Origin of the sequence: Saccharopolyspora erythraea (assembly GCF_018141105.1) — a bacterium.
GTDB classification, from domain to species: domain Bacteria; phylum Actinomycetota; class Actinomycetes; order Mycobacteriales; family Pseudonocardiaceae; genus Saccharopolyspora_D; species Saccharopolyspora_D erythraea_A.
In genome coordinates, this window is the sequence record NZ_CP054839.1 from 6,482,662 (window position 1) to 6,505,310 (window position 22,649).

General features: G+C 71.7%; 20 protein-coding genes. 9 read left to right on the plus strand and 11 right to left on the minus strand.

Annotated features, from left to right (window positions below):
• Positions 1-86 precede the first annotated feature (86 nt).
• The 5 genes from HUO13_RS28965 to iolC form a co-directional block, all read right to left on the minus strand.
• The gene (locus HUO13_RS28965) at positions 87-1,580 is read right to left on the minus strand and encodes a CoA-acylating methylmalonate-semialdehyde dehydrogenase (RefSeq protein WP_211898147.1); all 1,494 of its coding nucleotides are present in this window, start codon (positions 1,578-1,580) and stop codon (positions 87-89) included.
• A gap of 29 nt (positions 1,581-1,609) precedes the next feature.
• A complete protein-coding gene (gene iolD / locus HUO13_RS28970; RefSeq protein WP_211898148.1) occupies positions 1,610-3,478 on the minus strand; it encodes a 3D-(3,5/4)-trihydroxycyclohexane-1,2-dione acylhydrolase (decyclizing) in 1,869 nt (622 codons plus the stop codon).
• Between the two features lie 64 nt (positions 3,479-3,542).
• Positions 3,543-4,424, minus strand: a complete 882-nt coding sequence (iolB, locus tag HUO13_RS28975) for a 5-deoxy-glucuronate isomerase (RefSeq protein ID WP_211898149.1) — start codon at positions 4,422-4,424, stop codon at positions 3,543-3,545.
• A gap of 26 nt (positions 4,425-4,450) precedes the next feature.
• Complete coding sequence (locus HUO13_RS28980; RefSeq protein WP_211898150.1) at positions 4,451-5,335, minus strand: Cgl0159 family (beta/alpha)8-fold protein; 885 nt, start codon at positions 5,333-5,335, stop codon at positions 4,451-4,453.
• A gap of 24 nt (positions 5,336-5,359) precedes the next feature.
• Positions 5,360-6,319 (minus strand): 5-dehydro-2-deoxygluconokinase, encoded by a 960-nt coding sequence (iolC, locus tag HUO13_RS28985; RefSeq protein WP_211898151.1) that lies wholly within the window; start codon positions 6,317-6,319, stop codon positions 5,360-5,362.
• A 130-nt stretch (positions 6,320-6,449) separates the two neighbouring features.
• Between iolC and HUO13_RS28990 the strand changes: the two genes are divergently transcribed.
• The 5 genes from HUO13_RS28990 to HUO13_RS29010 all read left to right on the plus strand — a co-directional run bounded on the left by HUO13_RS28990 (position 6,450) and on the right by HUO13_RS29010 (position 11,170).
• Positions 6,450-7,232, plus strand: a complete 783-nt coding sequence (locus tag HUO13_RS28990) for a GntR family transcriptional regulator (protein WP_282974979.1) — start codon at positions 6,450-6,452, stop codon at positions 7,230-7,232.
• 260 nt (positions 7,233-7,492) lie between these two features.
• Entirely contained in the window at positions 7,493-8,407 is a 915-nt protein-coding gene (locus HUO13_RS28995) for a sugar phosphate isomerase/epimerase family protein (RefSeq protein WP_211898152.1), read from the plus strand.
• A gap of 15 nt (positions 8,408-8,422) precedes the next feature.
• Complete coding sequence (locus tag HUO13_RS29000; protein ID WP_211898153.1) at positions 8,423-9,439, plus strand: Gfo/Idh/MocA family protein; 1,017 nt, start codon at positions 8,423-8,425, stop codon at positions 9,437-9,439.
• 82 nt (positions 9,440-9,521) lie between these two features.
• Complete coding sequence (locus tag HUO13_RS29005) at positions 9,522-10,001, plus strand: cation:proton antiporter regulatory subunit (protein WP_211898154.1); 480 nt, start codon at positions 9,522-9,524, stop codon at positions 9,999-10,001.
• A 5-nt stretch (positions 10,002-10,006) separates the two neighbouring features.
• On the plus strand, positions 10,007-11,170 hold the full coding sequence (locus HUO13_RS29010) for a cation:proton antiporter (protein WP_211898155.1): 1,164 nt from the start codon (positions 10,007-10,009) through the stop codon (positions 11,168-11,170).
• 69 nt (positions 11,171-11,239) lie between these two features.
• Here the strand turns inward: HUO13_RS29010 and HUO13_RS29015 are convergent, their stop codons facing one another.
• Complete coding sequence (locus tag HUO13_RS29015) at positions 11,240-12,598, minus strand: amidohydrolase family protein (protein ID WP_211898156.1); 1,359 nt, start codon at positions 12,596-12,598, stop codon at positions 11,240-11,242.
• A gap of 463 nt (positions 12,599-13,061) precedes the next feature.
• On the opposite strand from HUO13_RS29015, the gene HUO13_RS29020 reads away from it, so the two are divergent.
• Together HUO13_RS29020 and HUO13_RS29025 are read left to right on the plus strand one after the other, a co-directional pair.
• The gene (locus HUO13_RS29020) at positions 13,062-14,549 is read left to right on the plus strand and encodes an amino acid permease (RefSeq protein ID WP_211898157.1); all 1,488 of its coding nucleotides are present in this window, start codon (positions 13,062-13,064) and stop codon (positions 14,547-14,549) included.
• Positions 14,506-15,234, plus strand: coding sequence for a Mut7-C RNAse domain-containing protein (locus HUO13_RS29025; protein ID WP_211898158.1), 729 nt, complete (start codon positions 14,506-14,508; stop codon positions 15,232-15,234). Before HUO13_RS29020 ends, HUO13_RS29025 begins: the two co-directional genes overlap by 44 nt.
• Here HUO13_RS29025 and HUO13_RS29030 read toward each other — a convergent pair.
• Positions 15,227-15,892 carry an esterase/lipase family protein gene (locus tag HUO13_RS29030; RefSeq protein ID WP_211898159.1) on the minus strand — a complete coding sequence of 222 codons (666 nt, stop codon included), beginning with the start codon at positions 15,890-15,892 and terminating at the stop codon, positions 15,227-15,229. The genes HUO13_RS29025 and HUO13_RS29030 overlap by 8 nt on opposite strands.
• Before the next feature lie 244 nt (positions 15,893-16,136).
• On the opposite strand from HUO13_RS29030, the gene HUO13_RS29035 reads away from it, so the two are divergent.
• Positions 16,137-16,304, plus strand: a complete 168-nt coding sequence (locus HUO13_RS29035) for a hypothetical protein (protein ID WP_211898160.1) — start codon at positions 16,137-16,139, stop codon at positions 16,302-16,304.
• A gap of 60 nt (positions 16,305-16,364) precedes the next feature.
• Here HUO13_RS29035 and HUO13_RS29040 read toward each other — a convergent pair whose 3' ends face one another.
• From HUO13_RS29040 to HUO13_RS29055, 4 genes are all read right to left on the minus strand, one after another.
• A complete protein-coding gene (locus HUO13_RS29040; RefSeq protein WP_211898161.1) occupies positions 16,365-17,171 on the minus strand; it encodes an SGNH/GDSL hydrolase family protein in 807 nt (268 codons plus the stop codon).
• Between the two features lie 199 nt (positions 17,172-17,370).
• Positions 17,371-18,666 carry an MFS transporter gene (locus HUO13_RS29045; protein ID WP_211898162.1) on the minus strand — a complete coding sequence of 432 codons (1,296 nt, stop codon included), beginning with the start codon at positions 18,664-18,666 and terminating at the stop codon, positions 17,371-17,373.
• 112 nt (positions 18,667-18,778) lie between these two features.
• Positions 18,779-19,786, minus strand: a complete 1,008-nt coding sequence (locus HUO13_RS29050) for a LacI family DNA-binding transcriptional regulator (protein ID WP_211903234.1) — start codon at positions 19,784-19,786, stop codon at positions 18,779-18,781.
• 201 nt (positions 19,787-19,987) lie between these two features.
• Positions 19,988-20,950 (minus strand): M28 family metallopeptidase, encoded by a 963-nt coding sequence (locus HUO13_RS29055; protein WP_211898163.1) that lies wholly within the window; start codon positions 20,948-20,950, stop codon positions 19,988-19,990.
• Positions 20,951-21,224: 274 nt separating this feature from the next.
• Here HUO13_RS29055 and HUO13_RS29060 point away from each other — a divergent pair, with 274 nt between their 5' ends.
• Entirely contained in the window at positions 21,225-22,556 is a 1,332-nt protein-coding gene (locus HUO13_RS29060) for a NupC/NupG family nucleoside CNT transporter (RefSeq protein ID WP_249124154.1), read from the plus strand.
• Positions 22,557-22,649: the final 93 nt, after the last annotated feature.

The following is a 22,649-nucleotide window of genomic DNA, read 5'->3' on the forward strand; positions in this document are numbered from 1 at the left end:
CACCCGGATTCTATCCGGTGTAGCCGGTTTCGCCGAGTGCGACGTTCGCCCGGGCGTGGCGCGGCCGGCAGGACGCCGGTCCCGCCTCAGCTGTTGGCGGGGAAGCCGAGGTCGATGCCGCCGTCGCTGGGGTCGGGCCAGCGGGTGGTGACGACCTTGCCCCGGGTGTAGAAGTGGATGCCGTCGTTGCCGTAGATGTGGTGGTCGCCGAACAGGGAGTCCTTCCAGCCGCCGAAGGAGTGGTAGCCCACCGGCACGGGGATGGGGACGTTGATGCCGACCATGCCGGCTTCGACCTCGAGCTTGAAGCGGCGGGCGGCGCCGCCGTCGCGGGTGAACAGCGCGGTGCCGTTGCCCCACTGGGAGGAGTTGATCAGCTCCAGGGCGTGCTCGTAGCTGTCGGCGCGCACCACCGCCAGCACCGGGCCGAAGATCTCGTCCTGGTAGGCGCTCATCTCGGGGGTGACCTTGTCCAGCAGGCTGACCCCGACGAAGAACCCGTCCTGGTGTCCCTCCACCTGGAGGTCGGTGCCGTCGACGACGACCTCGGCGCCCTGCTCACGGGCCTGGGGCACGTAGGAGGCGACCTTGTCGCGGTGGGCGGCGGTGACCAGCGGCCCCATCTCGGAGGCGGGGTCGGTGCCGGGGCCGATGCGCAGGTTGCGGGCGCGGTCGGCGATCTTGGCGACCAGCTCGTCGCCGACCGGGTCGACGGCCACGACCACGGAGATGGCCATGCAGCGTTCCCCGGCCGAGCCGTAGGCGGCCGAGACCGCGGCGTCGGCGGCGTGGTCCAGGTCGGCGTCGGGCAGCACCAGCATGTGGTTCTTGGCCCCGCCAAGGGCCTGCACCCGCTTGCCGTGGGTGGCGGCGGTGTCGTGGACGTAGCGGGCGATCGGGGTCGACCCCACGAACGACACGGCCTTGATGTCGGGGTGGGTCAGCAGCCGGTCCACGGCCTCCTTGTCGCCGTTGACCAGGTTGAGCACCCCGTCGGGGACGCCGGCCTGGGTGGCCAGCTCGACCAGCCGGACGGTGGCCGAGGGGTCCTTCTCGCTGGGCTTGAGCACCATGGTGTTGCCGCAGGCGATCGCGACGGGGAACATCCACATCGGGACCATGGCGGGGAAGTTGAACGGGGTGATCCCGGCGACCACGCCCAGGGGCTGGCGGATCGACTCCACGTCGACCCGGCTGGAGACCTGGGTGGAGAGCTCGCCCTTGAGCAGCTGCGGGATCGAGCAGGCCAGTTCCACGATCTCCAGGCCGCGGGCGACCTCGCCGAGGGCGTCGGAGTGGACCTTGCCGTGCTCGGCGGTGATCAGCGAGGCGATCTCGTCGCGGTGCTGGTGCACGAGCTCGCGGTAGCGGAACAGGATCTGGGTGCGCTTGGACAGCGACACCTGCCCCCACTCGGTGAACGCCTTGGCCGCCGCGGCCACCGCGTTGTCCACCTCGCCCACACCGGCCAGAGCGACCTGGCCGGTCTGGGCACCCGTGGCGGGGTTGGTCACGGCGCCGAAACGACCCGAGGTCCCCTCGACCCCCGCACCGTCAATCCAATGCTGAATGGTCTTCAAAGCAGTTCCTTCACGTCCGTCGTGGGTGGTTACAGGTGGTTGCGGCGTTCCCGGAGGTTCTCCTCGTAGCGCTTGCGCGCCAGCTGGGTGCTCTGCCGGGTCGACACCTCGGCGACGGGCACGTCCCACCACGCCTCCGGGGGCAGCTGCGCCTTGGCCGGGTCGGTCTCGACGTAGACGGCGGTCGGCCGGGCCGAGGCGCGGGACTCGCGCAGCGCGTCGCGGAGCTCGTCCACGGTCGTGGCCCGCAGGACGTCCATGCCCAGGCTCGCGGCGTTGGCGGCCAGGTCGACCGGCAGCGGCTCACCGGAGAACGTCCCGTCCTCGTCGCGGTAGCGGTAGGCGGTGCCGAACCGCTCGCCCCCGACCTTCTCGGAGAGCCCGCCGATCGAGGCGTAGCCGTGGTTCTGCACGACCACCAGGTTGATCTTGATGCCTTCCTGCACGGCGGTGACCAGCTCGGTCGGCATCATCAGGTACGTACCGTCGCCGACCAGCGCGAACACCTCGCGCTGCTGGTCGGCCAGCCGGGCGCCGAGCGCGGCCGGGATCTCGTAGCCCATGCACGAGTAGCCGTACTCCACGTGGTACTGGCGGGGGTCCTTGGCCCGCCACAGCTTGTTCAGGTCCTCGGGCATCGACCCGGCGGCGTTGATCACCACGTCGGTGTCGGCCAGCACCTCGTCCATGACCCCGAGCACCTCGGCCTGGCCGGGACGCTCACCGCCGTCGGCGGCCTTGGTGGTGCGCTCGACGACCTCCGCCCAGCGCCGCTGGCCCTCGCGGTACTCGCGCACGTAGTCGTCGGACACGCGGTGCCCGTCGAGTTCGCGGGTCAGGGCCCGCAGGCTCTCCCGGGCGTCGCCGACGACCGGTGTGGCCGCCTGCTTGACGGCGTCGTGGCCGGTGATGTTGATGTTGACGAACCGCACGTCCGGGTTGGCGAACAGGGTCCGCGAGGCGGTGGTGAAGTCCGAGTAGCGGGTGCCGACGCCGATGACCAGGTCGGCCTGCCTTGCGATGTCGTCGGAGACCGAGGTGCCGGTGTGGCCGATCGAGCCGAGCTCGGCGGGGTCGTCGTGGCGCAGCGAACCGCGCCCGGCCTGGGTCTCGGAAACCGGGATCCCGGTCGCCTCGGCGAACTCGCGCAACGCGTCCTCGGCGGCGCTGTGGTGCACGCCCCCGCCCGCGATGACCAGCGGCCTGCGGGCCTCGCGGATGCGCTGCGCGGCGTCGGTCACCGAGCGCGGGTCGGCCAGCGGCCGGTGCACCCGCCACACCCGCTCGGCGAAGAACTCCTCCGGCCAGTCGTGGGCCTCGGCCTGCACGTCCTGGGGCAGCGCCAGCGTCACCGCGCCGGTCTCCACCGGGTCGGTGAGCACCCGCATGGCGTCCAGCGCGGAGGCCACCAGCGCCTCCGGCCGCCAGATGCGGTCGAAGTAGCGCGAGACCGGGCGCAGGCAGTCGTTCACGCTGACGTCGCGGGCGTGCGGCAGTTCCAGCTGCTGCAACACCGGGTCGGCGGGCCGGGTGGCGAAGACGTCACCGGGCAGCAGCAGCACGGGCAGGTGGTTGATGGTGGCCAGCGCGGCCCCGGTCACCAGGTTCGTCGCGCCCGGACCGATCGAGGTCGTGCAGGCGTAGGTGGACATCCGGCCGCTCTGGCGGGCGTAGCCGACCGCGGCGTGCACCATCGACTGCTCGTTGCGCCCCTGCAGGTAGGGCATGTCCGGCCCGGCCTCCAGCAGGGCCTGCCCGACGCCGGCGACGTTGCCGTGGCCGAAGATCCCCCAGCAGCCGGCGATCAGCCGCTGCCGCGTGCCGTCGCGCTCGGTGTACTGGTTCGCCAGGAAGCGCACCAGCGCCTGCGCGACGGTCAGCCGTCGAGTACCGCTCATCGTTCCTCCACCCCGCACAGCGGGTCGCTCGATCCCGTTCGGCCGCAAGAGAGCCCGCCCGTCATCACTGACCGCCCTCCGGGGCGGTGTAGAGGGGCAGCCGGGAGTCGACCGGCTGGTCGCCCCAGGTGCCCCTGACCCACGCGTGCGCGGGGTCGTCGCAGATCAGCCAGGCCCGGTCGGGGGAAGGGCCTGCCATCACGTTCAGGTAGTACATGTCGTATCCGGGCACCGCCATCGACGGGCCGTGCCAGCCGTCGGGGATCAGCACCACGTCGCCGTCGCGCACCTCGGCGAGCACGTCGGTGGTGTGGTCGGGCCCCGAGGGGTAGACGCGCTGGTAGCCGACGCCTTCGGCGCCCGCGATCTCGAAGTAGTAGATCTCCTCCAGCTGCGACTCCCCTTCCCGCTCGGTGTCGTGCTTGTGCGGCGGGAAGGAGGACCAGTTGCCGGACGGGGTCAGCACCTCGACGGCGATCAGCCGGTCGGCCTCGAACACGTGCGCGGCGCCGAAGTTGTTGACCTGCCTGCTGGCCTGGCCCGCGCCGCGCAGCTCGACGGGCACGCCCGAGGCGGGACCGTAGCGCGCGGGCAGCCTGCGCTCGCACTTCGCGCCGGTCAGGGCGAACCGGCCGCCCTCGGCGGAGGTGATGGCGACGTCGGCGTCGCGCGGCACGTAGGCGAAGTCGGTCACGCCCTTGAACACGCTCTCCCGGCCGTCGAGCCGGAACGTCTCGCCGTCGCAGGAGACCTCGCAGCCGCCCGACAGCGGCAGCACGATCCACTCGCTGTCCCCTGTGGACAGCTCGTGCCGCCGGCCCGCGGCCAGCTCCAGCACCCGCAGCGAGGAGTACCCCCAGCCTGCGGACTCCGGGTCCACGTGGGTGGTGTAGCCGTCCCGAGCCGTGGTACCGGCGGGGCGGTAGAAAGCGTTGTCGGTCACCATCGCTCCTCGTTGAACTGATCCGGCTTTCACAGCAGCTCGACGGCCGCGTCCACCGCGCCCTCCACGTCACCGTCGCCCGGGTAGAGCAGCGTCCGCCCGACGACCAGCCCGCGCGCGTTCGGCGACTGCAGCGCCTTGTGCCACCGCTCATAGGTGGCCTCCGGGTCGCTGGAGACCTCGCCGCCCAGCAGCACGGTCGGCAACGTGGTGGCCTCCAGCACCTGCGGGATGCGGTCGACGTCGCCGCCGGGCACCGGGATCTTCAGCCAGGTGTAGGCGGAGGTGCCGCCGAGCCCGGAGGCGATGGCGATCGACCGCATGACCGCCTCCGGCGACAGGTCGTTGCGCACCTTGCCGCCGACGCGACGGGAGATGAACGGCTCGACCATCGTCATCAGCCTGCGCTCGGCCATCTCGTTGATGGCGTTGGCCGTGCCGCACATGGTGTTCAGCGAACCGGGGTCCTCCGTGTCGATGCGCAGCAGCAGCTTGCCGGCGTCGAAGCGGAGCCGCTCGATGTCCTCGGCACGGTGCCCGGTGAACCGGTCGTCGAGCTCGAACGAGGCGCCCGCCAGGCCGCCGCGGTTCATCGAGCCGACGACGACCTTGCCCTCCAGCGCGCCGAGCAGCAGCAGGTCCTCCAGGATGTCGGGAGTGCCCAGCACCCCGTCCACCCCCGGCCGCTTGAGGGCCACGCACAGCCGTTCGAGCAGGTCGAAGCGGTTGGCCATCGCCAGCGGCTCGGCACCGGCGCCCAGCGCGCCCCGCGCCGGGTGGTCCGCGGCCACGATCATCAGGCGGCCGCTGGAGCCCAGCAGCGGGCGCCGGGCCCTCCGGGCAGCCGCCTCCGCGATGGCCTCCGGCCTGCTCGCCCGCACTCGCGTGAGTTCGGTGATGGTCAGGTTGGACACGGTTCTCGCTTTCGGGTCGGGTGCTCAGGCCGCGCCGAGCGGGCGGCTGGAGAGCAGGTCGTCGATCTCGTGCTCGTAGGGCATCGCCGAGGAGCACGCCAGCCGGGAGGCGACCAGCGCGCCCGCGGCGTTGGCGAAGCGCATCGTGCGTTCGAGCTCCCAGCCCGCGAGCAGGCCGTGGCACAGCGCGCCGCCGAAGGCATCGCCCGCGCCCAGGCCGTTGACCACGTCGACCGGCACCGGGGGCGCGGTCGTGCTCTCGTCGCGGGTGCGGGCCAGCACGCCGTTGGGGCCCTGCTTGACGACCGCGAGCTCGACGCCCGCCGCCAGCAGCGCCTCGGCCGCGCCCTCGGGGTCGCGGGTGCCCACGGCGCGCTCGCACTCGTCGAGGTTGCCCACGGCGACGGTCACGTGCGGCAGGGCCTGCTGGTACCAGTGGGTGGCCTCGTCGTGCTCGGGCCAGAACATCGGCCGCCAGTCGAGGTCGAAGACCGTGGTGCCGCGCCGGGCGCGGTGGCGCAGGGCGGCCAGCGTCGCCGAGCGGCTGGGCTCCTCGGCCAGCCCGGTGCCGGTCATCCAGAAGATGCGGGCGTCGGCGATCGCGTCGTAGTCGAGCTCGTCGGCGTTGATCTCCAGGTCGGGCGCCTTGGGCTGCCGGTAGAAGTACAGCGGGAAGTCGTCCGGCGGGAACAGCTCGCAGAAGGTCACCGGCGTCGGGTACTGCTCGACCGGGGTGACCCAGCGGTCGTCGACGCCGAAGTCGCGCAGCGCCTCGTGCAGGTACTCGCCGAACGGGTCTGCCCCGGTGCGGGTGATCACCGCGCTGCCGCGGCCGAGCCGGGCGGCGGCGACCGCGACGTTGGTCGCCGTGCCGCCGAGGTACTTGCCGAAGGACTCCACCTTCGCCAGTCCGACGCCGGTCTGCAACGGGTAGATGTCCACCCCGATCCGGCCCATCGTGATCACGTCGAACGGGCTTGTCATCGAGGAACCTCCAGAGGTGCTGGTCACTGCGGCGTCGGGTTCCCTGTCTACTCCGCCACACGGCACGAGTCAATAGTTTGTCCGGACATGCTTACTTATTGACGTCAATCATTCCTGCTAACGTGGGACCGTGACGTCCATCCAGCGCAGCTCCGGCCGAAGCACGGCGTGGGACCCCGCCACGGAGATCACCGTGGACCACACCAGCCCGGTTCCGCTGTACTTCCAGGTCGCCAGCCAGATCGAGAAGGCCATCGACACCGGCTCGCTGCCGGTCGGCACCCGGCTGGACAACGAGATCGACCTGGCCGCCCGCCTGGGCCTGTCGCGGCCCACCGTCCGCCAGGCCATCGGCTCGTTGGTGGACAAGGGCCTGGTGGTCCGCAAGCGCGGCGCCGGAACCCAGGTCGTGTTCAACCGGGTCAAGCGGCCACTGGAGCTGACCAGCCTCTACGACGACCTCGCCCGCATCGACCAGAAGCCGACCACGCGCGTGCTGGTCAACGAGGTCGTTCCGGCCTCGGCGGAGGTCGCTCAGCGGCTGGGCATCAGCGAGGGCGACGACGTGCTGCGCCTGGAGCGGGTGCGCGCGGCGCGCGGCGAGCCGATCGCGCGGATGCGCAACGAGCTGCCCGCGGCGCTGATCCAGCCCTCCAGCGAGACCCTGGAGGAGCGCGGGCTCTACCAGCTGCTGCGGTCGGCCGGAGTCCGGCTGCACGCCGCGCACCAGACCATCGGGGCGCGCGTGGCCACCGAGGAGGACTCCGAGCTGCTCGACGAGCCCGTGGGCGCGCCGCTGCTGACCATGGAGCGCACGACCTACGACCAGGAGGGCAAGGTCGTCGAGTACGCCTCGCACGTGTACCGGGCCTCCCGCTACAGCTTCGACCTCTCGCTCCGCGGCGAATCCTGAGGCTCCCCCGCGAGCCGCGAACACCCGGCCGCCGGATCAGCACCCGCTGACCGGCGGCTTTTTTCGGCACCAGAGTAACTCTGTACGTAAATATGTCAGGACTAAGTATTGACAGTCGTGTTGCGCCCCGGCAAAACTGCGGGCACCCATGAGCGCTGACGGGCGTCCACGCCCGGAGCACACTTGACGGACCCTTCGCGGCACGCAGGCAGCGGCCGAGCCCTCGCCCCGCACTCCCCCTTCTGACAGAGAGGACGGCCATGTCCACCGCCGACCCGGCAGCCGAGCGCCTGCGCATCGGCTCCGCCCCGGACTCCTGGGGCGTGTGGTTCCCCGAGGACGAGCACCAGACCCCGTGGCAGCGCTTCCTCGACGAGGTCGCCGAAGCCGGCTACCGCTGGATCGAGCTCGGCCCCTACGGCTACCTGCCCACCGACCCGGGCCGGCTGCTCGACGAGCTGGCCCGGCGGGACTTGACGCTGTCGGCCGGCACCTGCTTCACCGCCTTCCACCGCGGCGACGTCTGGCAGCAGACCTGGGAGCACGTCAGCCAGGTGGCGAACCTGACCACCGCGCTGGGCGCCAAGCACCTCGTGGTGATCCCGGAGATGTGGCGCGACCCGGCCACCGGCGAACAGCTCGAGGACCGGCTGCTGGGCGACGGGTCGTGGGCCGCGCTGGGCACCGGCATCGACCGGCTCGCCAGAGCGCTGTTCGAGGAGTACGGGGTCCGCATGCAGTTCCACCCGCACGCCGACAGCCACGTCGACACCCAGCCCCACGTCGAACGCTTCCTGGAGATCACCGACCCCGACCTGGTGACGCTATGCCTGGACACCGGGCACGTCTCCTACTGCGGCGGCGACAACCTCGACCTGATCCGCAAGTACCCGAGCCGCATCGGCTACCTGCACCTCAAGCAGGTCGACCCGCGGGTGCTCGAGGAGGTCGCGGCCGAGGACCTGCCGTTCGGGCCCGCGGTCCGGCGCGGCGTGATGTGCGAGCCGCCCGGCGGAGTCCCTGACCTCGCACCGATCGTCGAGGCCGCCCACGACCTCGACGCCGACATGTTCGCCATCGTCGAGCAGGACATGTACCCGTGCGCCCCGGAGGCCCCGCTGCCGATCGCCCGGCGCACCCACCAGTACCTGACCCGCTGCGGCTCCCGCCGCTGACCACAGGAGCGCCAGATGAGCAACCCAGAACTCCGCGTCGGGCTGGTCGGCGCCGGGCTGATGGGCTCGGACCACGCCGCCCGCATCCACCGGCGCATCAGCGGCGCCTCGCTGATCGCCGTCGGCGACCCAGACCTGGAGCGCGCCGAGAGCGCGGCCGCCGGGATCGAGGGGTGCCGGGTCGAGACCGACCCGCTGAAGGTGATCGAGGCGTCCGATGTGGACGCCGTCGTGCTGGCCACGCCGGGCCGCACCCACGAACCGCTGCTGCTGGCGGCGATCGAGCGCGGCATCCCGGTGCTGTGCGAGAAGCCGCTGACCCCGGACTCGAAGTCGTCGCTGCGCGTGGTGGAGGCCGAGGTCGCCGCGGGTAGCCGGCTCGTCCAGGTCGGGTTCATGCGGCGCTTCGACCCCGAGTACGCCGAACTGAAGCGGACGCTGGACGCCGGTGAGCTCGGCCGCCCGCTGCTGATGCACTGCGCGCACCGCAACGCCTCGGCCCCACCGGGGTTCACCAGCCAGATGATGATCTTCGACTCGGTGGTGCACGAGTTCGACACGACCAGGTGGCTGCTCGGCGAGGAGATCACCGCGGTCTCGGTGCGCCATCCGCGATCGACCGCCAACGCTCCGTCCGGAATGATCGACCCGCAGCTGGTCACGATCGAGACCGCGAGCGGCGTCCTGGTCACCGTCGAGATCTTCGTCAACTGCGGCTTCGGCTACCAGGTCCGCTGCGAGGCGGTCTGCGAGGGCGGCACCGCGCAGGTCGGCGGCGACAGCGGCATGACCACCCACGTCCGCGGCGCGTGGGGCGGTTCGATCACCCCGGACTTCCGCCCGCGCTTCCAGCAGGCGTTCGACGAGGAGCTCCAGCGCTGGGCCGATGCCGCCCGCGACGGCGGCATCGACGGCGCGAGCGCGTGGGACGGCTACGCCGCGGCGGCCGCGTGCGAGGCAGGCGTCGCCGCCCAGACCAGCGGCGCGCGCACGACGGTCCAGCTCGTCGAGCGGCCCGGCCTGTACTCCTGACTCCCGCTCCGGGGGCGGGGCCTCACCTGCTCCGGCGACGTCTGCGCGGGCCGGGGCCGGGCGTCCGGGCGATGATGAGGTCATGGACGTTACAGAGGTCCTGCTCCCCGGGGTCGGGCTGCGCTACGAGTTCAGCACCGAAGAGGGCCAGCGCATCGGCGTGGTCGCCCGGCGCACCGGCGACTTCGAGTTCGTCTCCTACCCCGGCGACGACCCCGACGAGGTGCGGCTGCTGTTCCGGCTCGGGCCGGAGGAGGCCGACGCGGTCACCGAGATCCTCGGCGCGCCGCGCATCGCCGAGCGCTTCGCGGACCTGACCCGCGAGGTCCCGGGCCTCAACGCGGGTCAGGTGGAGGTCACGGCGGGTTCGCGGTTCGCGGGCCGCACGCTCGGCGAGACACGTGCCCGCACCCGCACCGGGTCGTCGATCGTGGCGATCGTGCGGGGCGAGGACGTGATCGCCTCACCGGGCCCCGAACAGCAGCTGCGGGCGGGCGACATCCTCGTGGTGATCGGTACGCAGCAGGGCATCACCGGTGTGGAACACATCCTCGCGAGCTGAGCGCCGTGCACACCTCGGTCGCGCTCCTGATGGAACTCGGGATCGTGCTCGCCGTCCTCGGCGCGGCGGGTACGATCACCCGCCGGTTCGGGGTGTCGCCGGTCCCGCTGTACCTGCTGGTGGGGCTGCTGATGGGCGAGGGCGGCATCGCGCCACTGCCCGCCGCCGGTGAGTTCATCGAGGTCGGGGCCTCGATCGGGGTCGTGCTCCTGCTGCTGAGCCTGGGGCTGGAGTTCTCCGTGGAGGAGTTCACCGTCACCCTGCGCAGGCACGTGCCCTCCGGGCTGGTCGACATGGTCGCCAACGCCGCGCCAGGTGCGGTGGCCGGGTGGCTGCTGGGGCTGGACGCCACCGGGATCGTCGCGCTGGCCGGTGTCACCTGGGTGTCGTCGTCGACGATCGTGTCGCGGCTGCTGGACGACCTGCACCGGCTGGCCTACCGGGAGACGCCGGTGGTGCTGTCGATCCTGCTGCTGGAGGACTTCGCGATGGCCGTCTACCTGCCGATCCTGGCGGTGCTGGCGGCTGGCGGCGGCCTGCTGCACGGCATGGCCAGCGTCGCGGTGGCGGTCGGCGTGCTCGCGGTCGCGCTGGCGGTCTCGCATCGCTGGGGCCACCGCGTCGGGCGCCTCGTCGACGACCGCGACACCGAGCAGCTGCTGCTGCGGATCATCGGCCTCTCCCTGATCGTGGCGGCGGCCGCCGAGCTCGCCGGGACCTCGGCCGCGGTCGGGGCGTTCCTGGTCGGCCTGGCGGTCACCGGGCCGCTGGCGGGCCGCCTGCGCCGCGTCATCGCACCGCTGCGCGACCTGTTCGCGGCGGCGTTCTTCCTGGCGATCGGGCTCTCGGTGCCGCCTGCCGCGCTCGTGCCGCTGCTGCCGGTCGCTCTCGCGCTGGCCGTGGTCTCGACCGGCACCAAGATCCTCACCGGCTGGTACGCGGCGGGCCGCCACGGCGCCGGGCCGCGGGGCAGGCTGCGCGCGGGAACCGTGCTGGCCGTGCGCGGCGAGTTCTCGATCATCATCGTCGGCCTGGTCGCCCTGCCGGGAAACCCGCTGGGGCCGCTGGCCACCGCCTACGTGCTGGTGCTGGCGATCGCGGGGCCGCTGCTCACCTGGTGGGTCAGCCCACCGCCGGTCCGGCGCTTCCAGCCCGAACCGGCGGCGTGAGCAGCGGGTGGCCCGCCGCACCCGGGCCGGCCTGTTCGCCCGCCGCGCCACCAGGCCGCCCAGCCTCGTTCACCTCGCGCGGTGCAGCGCGCCTGCGACCCTGGTCCGCGCGACGAGCCTGCCGCGATGGAACACGGCGCGGTCCTGGCTGGCCTGCGCCACCGCCGTGCCGAGATCGCCCGCACGGACGGCCATCAGCTCGGCCGGGTCTCCCGGCCGTATCCGCACCGGCGGGTGGCCGAGCACCTGCCGCGCCTTGCCGGTCACCGCCTCGTAGGCGTCGGCCGGGGTGAAGTGACCGGCGCTGACCAGCAGCGAGGCGATCTCGAAGGGGTCGGCCCGGCCGACCGCGTTGAACGGGTCGCGCCAGTTGTCGCCCCCGCCGGCCAGCACCGCACCGGCCTCGCGCAGCGCCTCGACGGCGGTCAGCGCCCGCGGCACGCGGGTGCCGGCCTGGCGCCCCTGGAGGTAGAGGTTGGTCTGGGGCAGCGTGACGACCGCGACGCCCGCGGCGGCCACCTCCGCGGCGACCTGCCGCGCGGTGGCCGGGTCCTGCTGGCCGAGGCTGACGCAGTGCGAGGCTGTGACCCTGCCGCCCATCCCCGTCCGCGCCGTCTCGGCCGCCAGCTCGCGCAGCGACAGCACGGCCGGGTCGGTGGTCTCGTCGGTGTGCAGGTCGACCAGCTTGCCGTGCTCCCGCGCCGCGGCCAGGTACTCCCGCACCGCCTGCGCCGGGTCGGGGTCCACGTAGGGCACGCCGCCGACCGCGTCGGCGCCCATCCGCAGCCCCTCGTCGAGAAGCCGGCGGGCCTCGGCACCCGAGGCCCCCGACACCGGGCCGACGAAGCACACCACTTGCAGGTCGACGACGTCGGCGAACCGCTCCCGCAGCTCCAGCAGCACCCGCAGCCCGCGCAACCCGTTGCCCTTGCCGGTGTCGGCGTGGCTGCGCACGGCGGTGTAGCCGTGCCGCACCGCCATCTCCAGGGCGGCCGAGGCACGCGCGCGGACGTCCTCATCCGGGATGCCCGCCGCCGCGGCCGAGATCGCGTCCTTAGCCCCGTCCAGGTCACCGGCCGGGTTCGGCACGCGGTCCCCGAGCAGTGCCTTGTCCAGATGGGCGTGGGTCTCCACGGCGGAGGGCAGCAGCAGGTAGCCGGTGAGGTCCAGCTCGGGTGCCCCGTTCGCGACCGCGTCGACCGCGGCGATCCGCCCCTGGTCGAGCAGGATGTCGGTCCGCCGCCCATCGGCCAGCATCGCTCCGCGCAGCAGCAGCGGACCGCCGCTGGCGGCGACGGCATCCTGCTCTTCCACAGTGGACCGGACCGTGGTCGAGGCCGGCGTGCACGCGGTCAGCCCGGTGGCCGCGGCCGCGCCCAGCATCCCGCGTCGCGAGAACGGGCCGGGCCCGTTCGGAGATCGGGTCATGATGTCTCCCGTACCTGAAGCGGGCGCCGTCGGCCACTCGTGGGCGGGCGCCCCTGGGAGCGGTTCGGAGGCTCCCTCTGCTCCGGCCGGGAAGATCACGTTATCGCCGCACCGACCGGCCCCGGCACCCCCGAACGCCCGCTCGCAGTAGCGCTGCCCGGCGCACCCGCGGATACGACACCGGGTGCCGCCGGGCTTCGGCGAGCCCGACGCGCACCCCAACATCACTGGCGCTGAGAAGAAGAAATTCCCGACATGCGACCTGAATTCGGCGTTACTTCCCGTTCATGACCCTGTTGACGTCAGAATCTTGTACTCCATAGGGTCTGCCCACCTGGTGTGACCCACCGCACCGGACTGGACCGGGGCCCCGGTGTCAGACCACCGCAACCCCTCGTTCACCATCTGTCCCGCCGCGAAAACCGCTCGCCCGAGCCACGGGCGCACCCGCGAGGAGCACCGCATGCCAAGGCAGGCACTCGACGCAAGCAGGCTGCTGCGCCGCAAGCCGATCAGCACCCTGCACGCCGAGACCGGAACCGAAACCGGTGGCGGCGAGCTCCGCCGTTCGCTGGGCGTGGTCCGGCTGACCATGATCGGCGTCGGCTCCACCGTGGGCACCGGCATCTTCTTCGTCCTCAACGAGGCGGTGCCGAAGGCGGGACCGGCCGTGGTGGTCTCGTTCATCATCGCGGGCATCACCGCCGCGCTGACCGCGCTGTGCTACGCCGAGCTGGCCTCGGCCATCCCGGTCTCGGGCGCCTCCTACACCTACGCCTACGCCACGATGGGCGAGCTCATCGCCTACGTCGTCGGGGCCTGCCTGATCCTGGAGTACGGGGTGGCCGCGTCGGCGGTCGCGGTCGGATGGGGCGAGTACCTCAACCGCCTGCTGGGCGACACCGTCGGCTGGCAGATACCGGAAGCGCTCAGCGCCCCTCCTGGCGAGGGCGGCGTGCTCAACGTGCCGTCGGCGGTGCTGGTGCTGCTGTGCTGCTTCCTGCTGGTGCGCGGCGCCAAGGAGTCGGCGACCATCAACGCGATCACGGTGTTCATCAAGCTCGGGGTGCTGCTGCTGTTCGTGGTGGTGGCGATGATGGCCTTCAACGACGCCAACGCCCAGCCCTTCGCGCCCTTCGGGGTCGCGGGCATCGGCACCGCCGCGTCCATGGTCTTCTTCTCCTACATCGGCATGGACACCGTCTCCACGGCGGGCGAGGAGGTCCGCAACCCGCGCCGCACGCTGCCGCTGGCGCTGTTCTGGTCGGTCGTCATCGTCACCACCGTCTACATCCTGGTGGCCGTGGCCGGCATCGGCGCCCAGTCGTGGCGGGCGTTCGAGGGCCAGGACGCCGGTCTGGCCGCCATCCTGAGCAACCTCACCGGCTCGGGCTGGGCGGCGGTCGTCCTCGCGCTCGGCGGCGTCATCTCGATCTTCGGCGTCACCCTGACCACGATCTACGGCCAGACCCGCGTGCTGTTCTCGATGGGCCGCGACGGCATGCTGCCGGAGAGCTTCCACAAGGTGAACCCGCGCAGCCGCACGCCCGTGCGCAACACCCTCATCGTGTCGGCCTTCGTCGGGGCGCTGGCCGCGGTGGTGCCGCTGAGCACGCTGTCCAACCTCACCAGCATGGGCACCCTGGTCGCGTTCACCGTCGTGTCGGCGGGCGTGCTGGTGCTGCGCCGCACCCGCCCGGACCTCGAGCGCGGCTTCCGGGTGCCGGGCGGGCCGGTCATCCCGGTGCTGAGCATCGCGGCGTGCCTGTACCTGATCTACGAGCTGCCGCTGGAGACCTACCTGATGTTCGCGGTGTGGATCGCGGTGGCGCTGGTCTGGTACTTCACCTACAGCGTGAAGCACTCCCGGCTCAACGACACGGCCCCGGCGGGGCCAGAATTGGCCGATGACGGACGAGCGACCGACGCTGCGCGTCCGGATCGACCCTGACCTCTGGCTGTTCGTCGCCCCACGCCACCGGGTCGGGCAGGTCGCGGTGCCGCACGACGGGACGGCGACCCTCGGTCACGTCACCGAGTCGCTCGGGGTGCCGCTGACAGAGGTCGGCGAACTGGTGGTGGACGGCACCGCGCGGGAGCCCGGTCGCCTGGCGGAGGCGGGATCGACGGTGCAGGTCCGGCCGGTGCGGCGACCGCAGCCCGCCCCGGCGCGCTTCCTGCTCGACGTCCACCTCGGCAAGCTGGCTCGGCGCCTGCGGCTACTGGGCGTCGACGCCGCCTACCGCAACGACGCCGATGACGACGAGCTGATCGAACGCGCGGCCCGCGAGCACCGGGTGCTACTCACCCAGGACCGCGGGCTGCTCCGCCGCCGCGCGGTGCGCGTGGGCGCCTACGTGCGCGGGACCGCCCCGGCCGACCAGCTCACCGACGTGCTCGACCGCTTCGCTCCCCCGCTGGCGCCGTGGACGCGCTGCACCTCCTGCAACGGCGAGCTCGCCGCCGTGCCCAAGCAGGAGGTGCTGCCGGAGATCAAGCCGGGCACGCGGCGCAACTACGACGACTACGCGCGCTGCCGGGACTGCGGGCGCGTCTACTGGCGCGGGGCGCACGCGCGGCGCATCGACGGGATCATCCGCGCCGCGCGGTCGGTGCACCCGGACGGGTTCAGCTGATGAACGCGGCGACCCGCTGGTAGACCTCGTGGTTGCGCACCAGGTCCACGTGGTTCACGCAGCCGACCTGGACGTTGGTCGCGCCCGCCAGCACCGCCGACCGCGCGGGCTGGACCACTCCGTCGCAGTCGGACCAGAAGTTGCCGTAGTTGGCCGCACCGGGCGTCGCGTCGTCGGCGTTGAGCGCGTTGAGGAACTCCGAGCCGGGGCGCATCTCCTGGCAGGCCACGTCCGCGCACAGCCGCGCGGTCTCGGTGCCGTGGTTGGGCGCGCCGAGGCCGACCCAGTCGTCGACCACGTCGGCACCGCCGAGGAACTTCATCCAGTGCCGGGAGTTCAGCGCCCCCATCGAGTGGCTGACGACGTCGACCTTGCTCGCGCCCGTCTTGGTCAGCACGTCGCCGACGTAGGTGGACAGGCGTTGGGCGGCTTCGGCGTTGGAGATGCCGACGGGGTATTCGAAGGCGTGCAGCCGTTCCTGGGCGTAGCCGCTCTCGGCGAACCTGGCCTTCATGTCGTCCCACGTCGCGGCCTGGCCCCGGTATCCGTGCACGAACACGACCGGATCGCTCGCCTGCGCCATCGCCGGCAGGGGTGCCACCACCGCGGCCACCGTCGTCAGCACCACCGCCGAAGCGATCCGAACCAGCGACCTCACAACTGCCTCCCGCACTCTCGATCACCACGTCGAGCTCAACGTAGGGCGGAGGGGTGCGGGGTGCAGGTCCTTCCGGGGCCAGGTCCCCGTACCGTGGTGGCGCATCCCCCCAACGTGGACGGTCGTCAACCCTGAGATCACCCGAAGCGGTGACGAAACGTTTTCACCAGCGGGAATTTCACCGCAGCGCGATATCTTGCTCGCGAACGCGCACCCGCTGCCGAATCCGGGAGGCCTGGGCGAAGTGATGCGACGACTCGTACCGGTGGCGGGGCTGCTCGCCGCCGCGATCGCCGGGTACGTGGGGGTGTACCGGCTCGGGCGCTGGCTGGACCAGCCCGTCCAGTTCACCCCGCGAGAGCAGGACGAAACCGGCTCCGCGCAACGGAGCCCCGCGCGCGACACCGCCTGAGGAGCCCCGCCGGCACGTCGTGGGCCCGCCGTTGCTCCGGCAGGCCCACGACGCCGTGGGTCAGCCGGTGACGGAGTTCAGCACCGGCAGGTAGCCCTCCGCGTAGCCGGAGGTGTTCGGGTGGAACGACTCCCGCAGCGGGTTGCTCGGCCCGTTGATCCATTCCGAGCTGCTGCACACGCCGTGGCCCTCGAAGGCGTCCCGCGTGTCGGCGTAGGTGAAGCCCGCCGCCGAGACGCGCTCGCTGATGACCTCGGCGAGCACGTCGGCCCCGGCGTTGATCCGCTGGCGCTTGGCCTCGGAGAAGCCGGGAACGCCGCAACCGCCGGTCGGCTGGTTCAGCCGCGGGTAGCCGAGCACGACGACCTCGGCGTTGGGCGCGGCCTGCTTGATGTTGGCGTAGGTGGTGTCGAGCTTGCCGGGCAGTTCGCTGCGGCCCTTCTCCTCGGCTGCGCTGACCGCGTTGTCGCAGCCCTCGTCGTTGCCGAGCAGGCAGTCCTGCACGACGCCGGAGAACCCGACGTCGTTGCCGCCGATCGAGATGGTCACCAGGGTGGTGTCGGCGCTGAGCCCGTCGAGCTGGCCGGAGTTGACGTCGTCGGTGGTCGCGCCGGAGCAGGCGTTGAAGGTGAAGCTGTCCACGCCGTGGGCGTCGGCCCACAGCTGGGCGTAGGACTTGGGGCTGCGCAGGCAGTCCCCGCTGTCCTCGAAGTAGTCCCGGCTTCCCACCCCGGAGGAGTAGGAGTCGCCGAGTGCGACGTAGTTGGTGGCCGCGCCGGCCGCGAACGCCGGCGCCGCGATGACGGTGGTCGCGAGGGTCATGGCGGTCGCCGCGGTGACGCACGCGGCCTGCCGTAAGTAGTGCATGCAGCTGCCTCCGGAATCGAAGAGTCTCGGACAGAGCAGGCGAACCGCATCGATTGAACGAGAGTTTCCGATCAGGCAGGAGAACTTGGCGTATACCCGCCAGTAACGCTGGTTTCCGAGCAGGAAACGGCGTAGCGCCAACGCATTCCGGTGCACCCGTTCATGCCATCCGAATTCGGCCGAACGGGGCCTCCAGCTCTCAGGTCCTCTGTGGACTGGCGGAGGCGCGGTGCGCGGTGTCGAGCTCGCCCAGCGACCTGCCCGCCGAGTCGGGCATGAACACCACGCCGATCACGCCGAACAGGACCAGCATGCCCATCATGATCGCCGACATGCCCCGCAGCCCGAACGCCGACGAGAGCATCACCGGCACCAGGAAGCTCCACACCCCGAGCACGACGCGCGAGACCGCGAAGGTGATGCCCTGGGCGGTGCCGCGCAGCACCGTCGGGAACATCTCCTGCGACCAGAGCTTGTAGAACGACTCCCCCGCGCACGCCGCGCCGATGCCGAACAGGACCACGTTGACCAGCGCCGCGCCGATGCCGACCGGCAGCACCACGAACGCCGCCAGCGCCGCCACCTGCATCACCGCGCCCACGGCGAACACCGGACGCCGGTACCGGCTGTCGCTGAGCGGCATGAACAGCAGCAGCACCGCGAACGTGGTCAGCACGAAGCTCAGGCTCTGGACGGCGACGCTGGTGGCCTGGTCGGCACCGCCCTGCCGTTGCAGGATGTAGGGCAGGAAGGCGCCGTTGGTCCCGGCCGCGATGTTCCACAGCAGGTACACCGACCCGGTGAACAGCAGCGCCCTGCGGTTCACCGGTGTGCCCAGGTCCCGGAGCCTGCTCGCCGCCATCGGGTTCGGACCGCTCGCGCGCTGCCACCGCGCGGACTCCACGATGGAGCGCCGCAGCAGCCAGGTGACGATCGCGACCACGAACAGGTGCGCGAAGACGATGCGGACGCCGAGCAGTCCGAGCGGGGCGAGTGCGAACGCCAGCAGCAGCGTCACCAACGGCCCGACGCACCAGGCGATCTGGCTCAGCCCCAGCAGTCTGCCGCGCGAGCGCGCCGGGGAGAACTCGGCGACCAGCGCCAGCGACGTCGGCAGGTCGGCCCCGACCGCCAGCCCCACGATCACGTAGCCGATGAACAGCATCGGCAGGTTGACCGCGAAGACGATCCACGCGATGCCGAAGGCGAAGACCAGCAGGTCCCACGCGTAGATGCGTTTGCGCCCGAACAGGTCGCCGAGCCTGCCGCCGACCAGCGCGCCGACCGCGGCCGAGATCGCGTTGCTGCTGAACGCCGTCAGCAGCCCGACCGTCGTGGACCCCAGACCGAGGTAGGACTCCCACAGCGGCAGTCCGGCCGCGGCGGCCACGATCGAGCCCGCGTCGATGTAGGAGGCCATGGCCGCCAGCGCCGCCCACCGCCAGTGGCGCCGGGAAGGTCTGCCGTCCTCGGGTCCGTCCGCCGCAGCGACCATCCCGCGCTCCGTTCGTGAACGACTGGATGAAACGTTACAGGCACGTGCGAGAAGACGTTACGAGCCGCGTTGCCGCGGAACAAGGCCCGGAGCGGGGGAACGTGGCGCGTCGTCAGTCCTGGCGCGCCAGGGTCGAGCGCCGGACGACGAGCTCGGGGTCGAACACCACGCGCTGGTGGGTGTGCAAGTCGCCGGAGGTCTCGTCGAGCAGCAGCTCGGCCGCGGTGCGGCCGATGCGGAACGCCGGCTGGCGCACCGAGGTCAGCGGCACCGCCGCGGCCGCGGCGAACTCGATGTCGTCGTAGCCGACCAGCGCCATCTGCTCGGGCACCCGCACCCCGGCGGCGAACATCGCCTGCAGGACGCCCAGCGCGAGCAGGTCGTTGGCGCAGAACACCGCGGTCGGACGGGGACGAAGGCCCAGCAGCCGGGAGCCGGCGTCACGCCCGGAGACCACGTCCAGCGACGGAACTTCCAGCACCGACAGCGCCGATTCGTCCAGCCCCGCCTCGCGAACCGCGCTGAGCGCACCGGCGTGCCGGTCGCGGCACTGGTTCAGCCGCGACGGGCCGCTGATGTAGGCGATGCGGGTGTGCCCGGTCTCGATCAGGTGGCCGACGGCCAGCGCGCCGCCGGTGACGTCGTCGACCGACACCGAGCAGCCGTCCTCGATGTCGAGCGTGCGGTCGACCAGCACGTGCGGGATGCCGTGCCTGCGGAAGGTGTCGAGGTTGCGCCCTGCGACGTCGGAGGGGGTCACCAGCACGCCGCGCACCCGCTGCTCGGCGAACAGCGACAGGTACAGCGCCTCGGCGCTCTCGTCCTGGCCGCTGTTGCACATCATCAGGCCGAGGTCCTGGGCGCGGGTGGCGTCCTCGACGCCGCGGGCGACGTCGACGAAGAACGGGTTGGCCATGTCCAGCACGAGCAGGGCCACCATCCGGCTGTGGCCCGTGCGCAGCTGGCGGGCGGACTCGCTGCGGACGTAGCCGAGCTCGTCGATGACCGACAGCACGCGGTCTCTGGTCGGCGCCGACACGCGGTCGGGCCGGTTGATGGAGTTGGAGACCGTGGCGACCGAGACCCCGGCCCGTTCGGCGACGTCCTTGATGCTCACCATCCCGCTGGGATGGTTGTTGCTCCCTGCTCGCATCGCACCGCCCTCTTGCCCGCCCATCTCGCGGCAAAACAATAACCTATCGGACGTAAAACGATTCACGACAGATCCGGGCGCGTCACGGCACGGCAACCGGCGGGGCACGTTACGGGAAGCGCGAGGCCCGCGCGCCGACAGGGTGGCGCGCGGGCCCGCGGTCCGGGGTCAGCGAGTGGGGGTCTGCTCCGCGAAGGTCTTCACCGCTGCCGAGATCACCTGCAGGTTGCGGTCGAGCGCTTCCTGGCTGACGTTGTCGACGGTGTCGCACGACGAGTGGTAGCAGGGGTCGTAGGCCTGGCCCGCCTGGCCGCCCCACTTGTCCGCCTGCTCCTGGGTCTTGGTGCCCTCGGCGCCGGTGAACGTGCCGCCCGCGGGGATGCCGACCTCGATGAACGGCCCGTAGTCGGAACGCCCGTCGAAGTCGGTGCCCTCGGTGGCCACGCCGGCCCCGCCGAAGGAGTCGTTGAGCACCTTCTCGATCTGGGCCGAGCCCTCGGGGCCGGGGCCTGCGCCCTCGTTGTCGGAGTCGTCGCCGTCGTAGGTGAAGTAGCCGGCGTTGGGCGAGCCCACCATGTCGAAGTTCAGGTACATCGCGACCTTGCCGCGGTCCTGCTCGGGCAGCGTTTGGACGTAGTGCGAGGAGCCGACCAGGCCCTCCTCCTCGGCGCCCCAGAACGCGAAGCGCAGCTTGTTCTTCGGCTGCGCGCCGCTGCCCGCGAAGTCCAGCGCCGCCTGCAGGATCGCCGCGCTGCCGGTGCCGTTGTCGTTGATGCCGGGGCCCGCGCTGACGCTGTCGAGGTGCGCGCCGACCATCACGACGTTGTTCGCGTCGCCGCCGGGGGTCTCGGCGAGCAGGTTGTAGGTCTTGCCCCCCATGGAGTCGAACTCCTGGAGGGTGGTGGCGAAGCCCGCCGCGTCGAGCTTGGCCTTCACGTAGTCGATCGAGCCCTGGTAGCCCGGGCTGCCGGAGGCGCGGTGGCCGCCGTTGGCCTCGGCGATCTTCTGCAGCTCCTGGAGGTGCTCCTGCACCGCGGCCGCGCCGGTGGCCGCCTGCGGCGACGCGCTGAGCGCCTGCGACGACGCGGGCAGGGCCAGCCCCGCCACCGCGGCCGCGGCGGTCACCGTCATTGCGAGAGGTCGATTCCGCATGCTCCGCCCATCTCCGTCTCGGTTCACTCTTTCCGGTGGACGGAACGTAACGGCGCGCGATCAAGCTCCGGCGTTTTTGACGGGAATTCGCCTTTCACAGTTTTCTAGAGATGCAGGTCACAGCGCTTTTCCGGGAAAGGCGCCCGGTTGCAGCGATGACCAGCCGGAATGCGAGCATCACCCGAACGAACTATTGCGTCGACACGGATCTGACTCCGCACCGCAACCGGTGAGCTCGACGAGGAAGGAAGGGGTGGGCGTGGAGGTCCTGTGGGGCATCGGCGGCATGCTCGTGCTGCTGCTGATCGCGTTCGCGATGTCGACGAACCGCCGGGCGATCAAGCCGCGCACCGTGCTCGGCGCACTGGCCATCCAGATCGTCTTCGCCTTCGCGGTGCTGCGCTGGGAGACGGGCAGGCAGGCGCTGGCGGCCACCGCCGGCGGCGTGCAGCGGGTCATCGACTCGTCGAAGGAGGGCATCGACTTCCTGTTCGGGCCGATCCTGCCCGCGACGGGGACCGTGGTGGCCTTCCAGGTGCTGCCGCTGATCGTGTTCGTCGCGTCGCTGACCGCGGTGCTCTACCACCTCAACATCCTGCAGTGGGTGGTGCGCATCATCGGTGGCGGACTGCGCAAGGTGCTGGGCACCAGCAAGGCGGAGTCGCTCAACGCCACCGCCAACATCTTCCTCGGCCAGACCGAGTCGCCGCTGGTGATCCGCCCGTACCTGGCGCGGATGTCGGAGTCGGAGTTCTTCGCGGTGATGGTCGGCGGGCTGGCCACCGTGGCGGGCACCGTCATGGTCGGCTACGCCGCGCTCGGCGCCGACCTGCAGAACCTGATCGCCGCGAGCTTCATGGCCGCACCGGGCGCCCTGCTCATGGCCAAGATCATGATCCCGGAGACCGAGCCGACCTCCAGCGACCGCGCCGCCGCTGTCGCGGCCACCGGGTCCGGCGACACCACGGCGCCTGAGTCGGCCGAGGACGGCAAGGCGGAGGGTGAGGACTCCGAGAAGGCGGTCGAGGCCACCGGGAAGCAGGACGAGTCGCAGACCGAGGATTACCAGCCGCGCAACGTCATCGACGCCGCCGCGAGCGGTGCGAGCGACGGCCTCAAGCTCGCGCTCAACGTCGGCGCGATGCTGTTCGCGTTCGTGTCGCTGGTGGCCCTGGTCAACCTGTTCGTCGGGTTGGTGGGCGGCTGGTTCGGGCTGCCGGACCTGACGCTGGAGCAGATCCTCGGCTACGTCTTCGCGCCGGTCATGTACATCACCGGCGTGCCGTGGCACGAGGCCGTCGCCGCGGGCGGGTTCCTCGGCCAGAAGCTGGTCATCAACGAGTTCGTGGCCTTCGCCGACTTCGGGCCGCAGATCGGGGCGTTCAGCGAGAAGAGCGCCACCATCATCACCTTCGCGCTGTGCGGCTTCGCCAACCTCGGTTCGCTGGCCATCCTGCTGGGCGGGCTGGGCGGCCTGGTCCCCGCCCGCAGGCCGCTGATCGCCCGGTACGGGCTGCGCGCGATCGCGGCGGGCACGCTGGCCAACCTGCTCAGCGCGACCATCGCGGGCATCCTCGTCGCGTGACCGGCGCGCGCCGGGGCCTGTCCGCGGGCCCCGGCGCATTCGCCGAAGTCGCCCGTCGGGGCGATTGCAGGGTCCACCACCGATGGGAAGCCC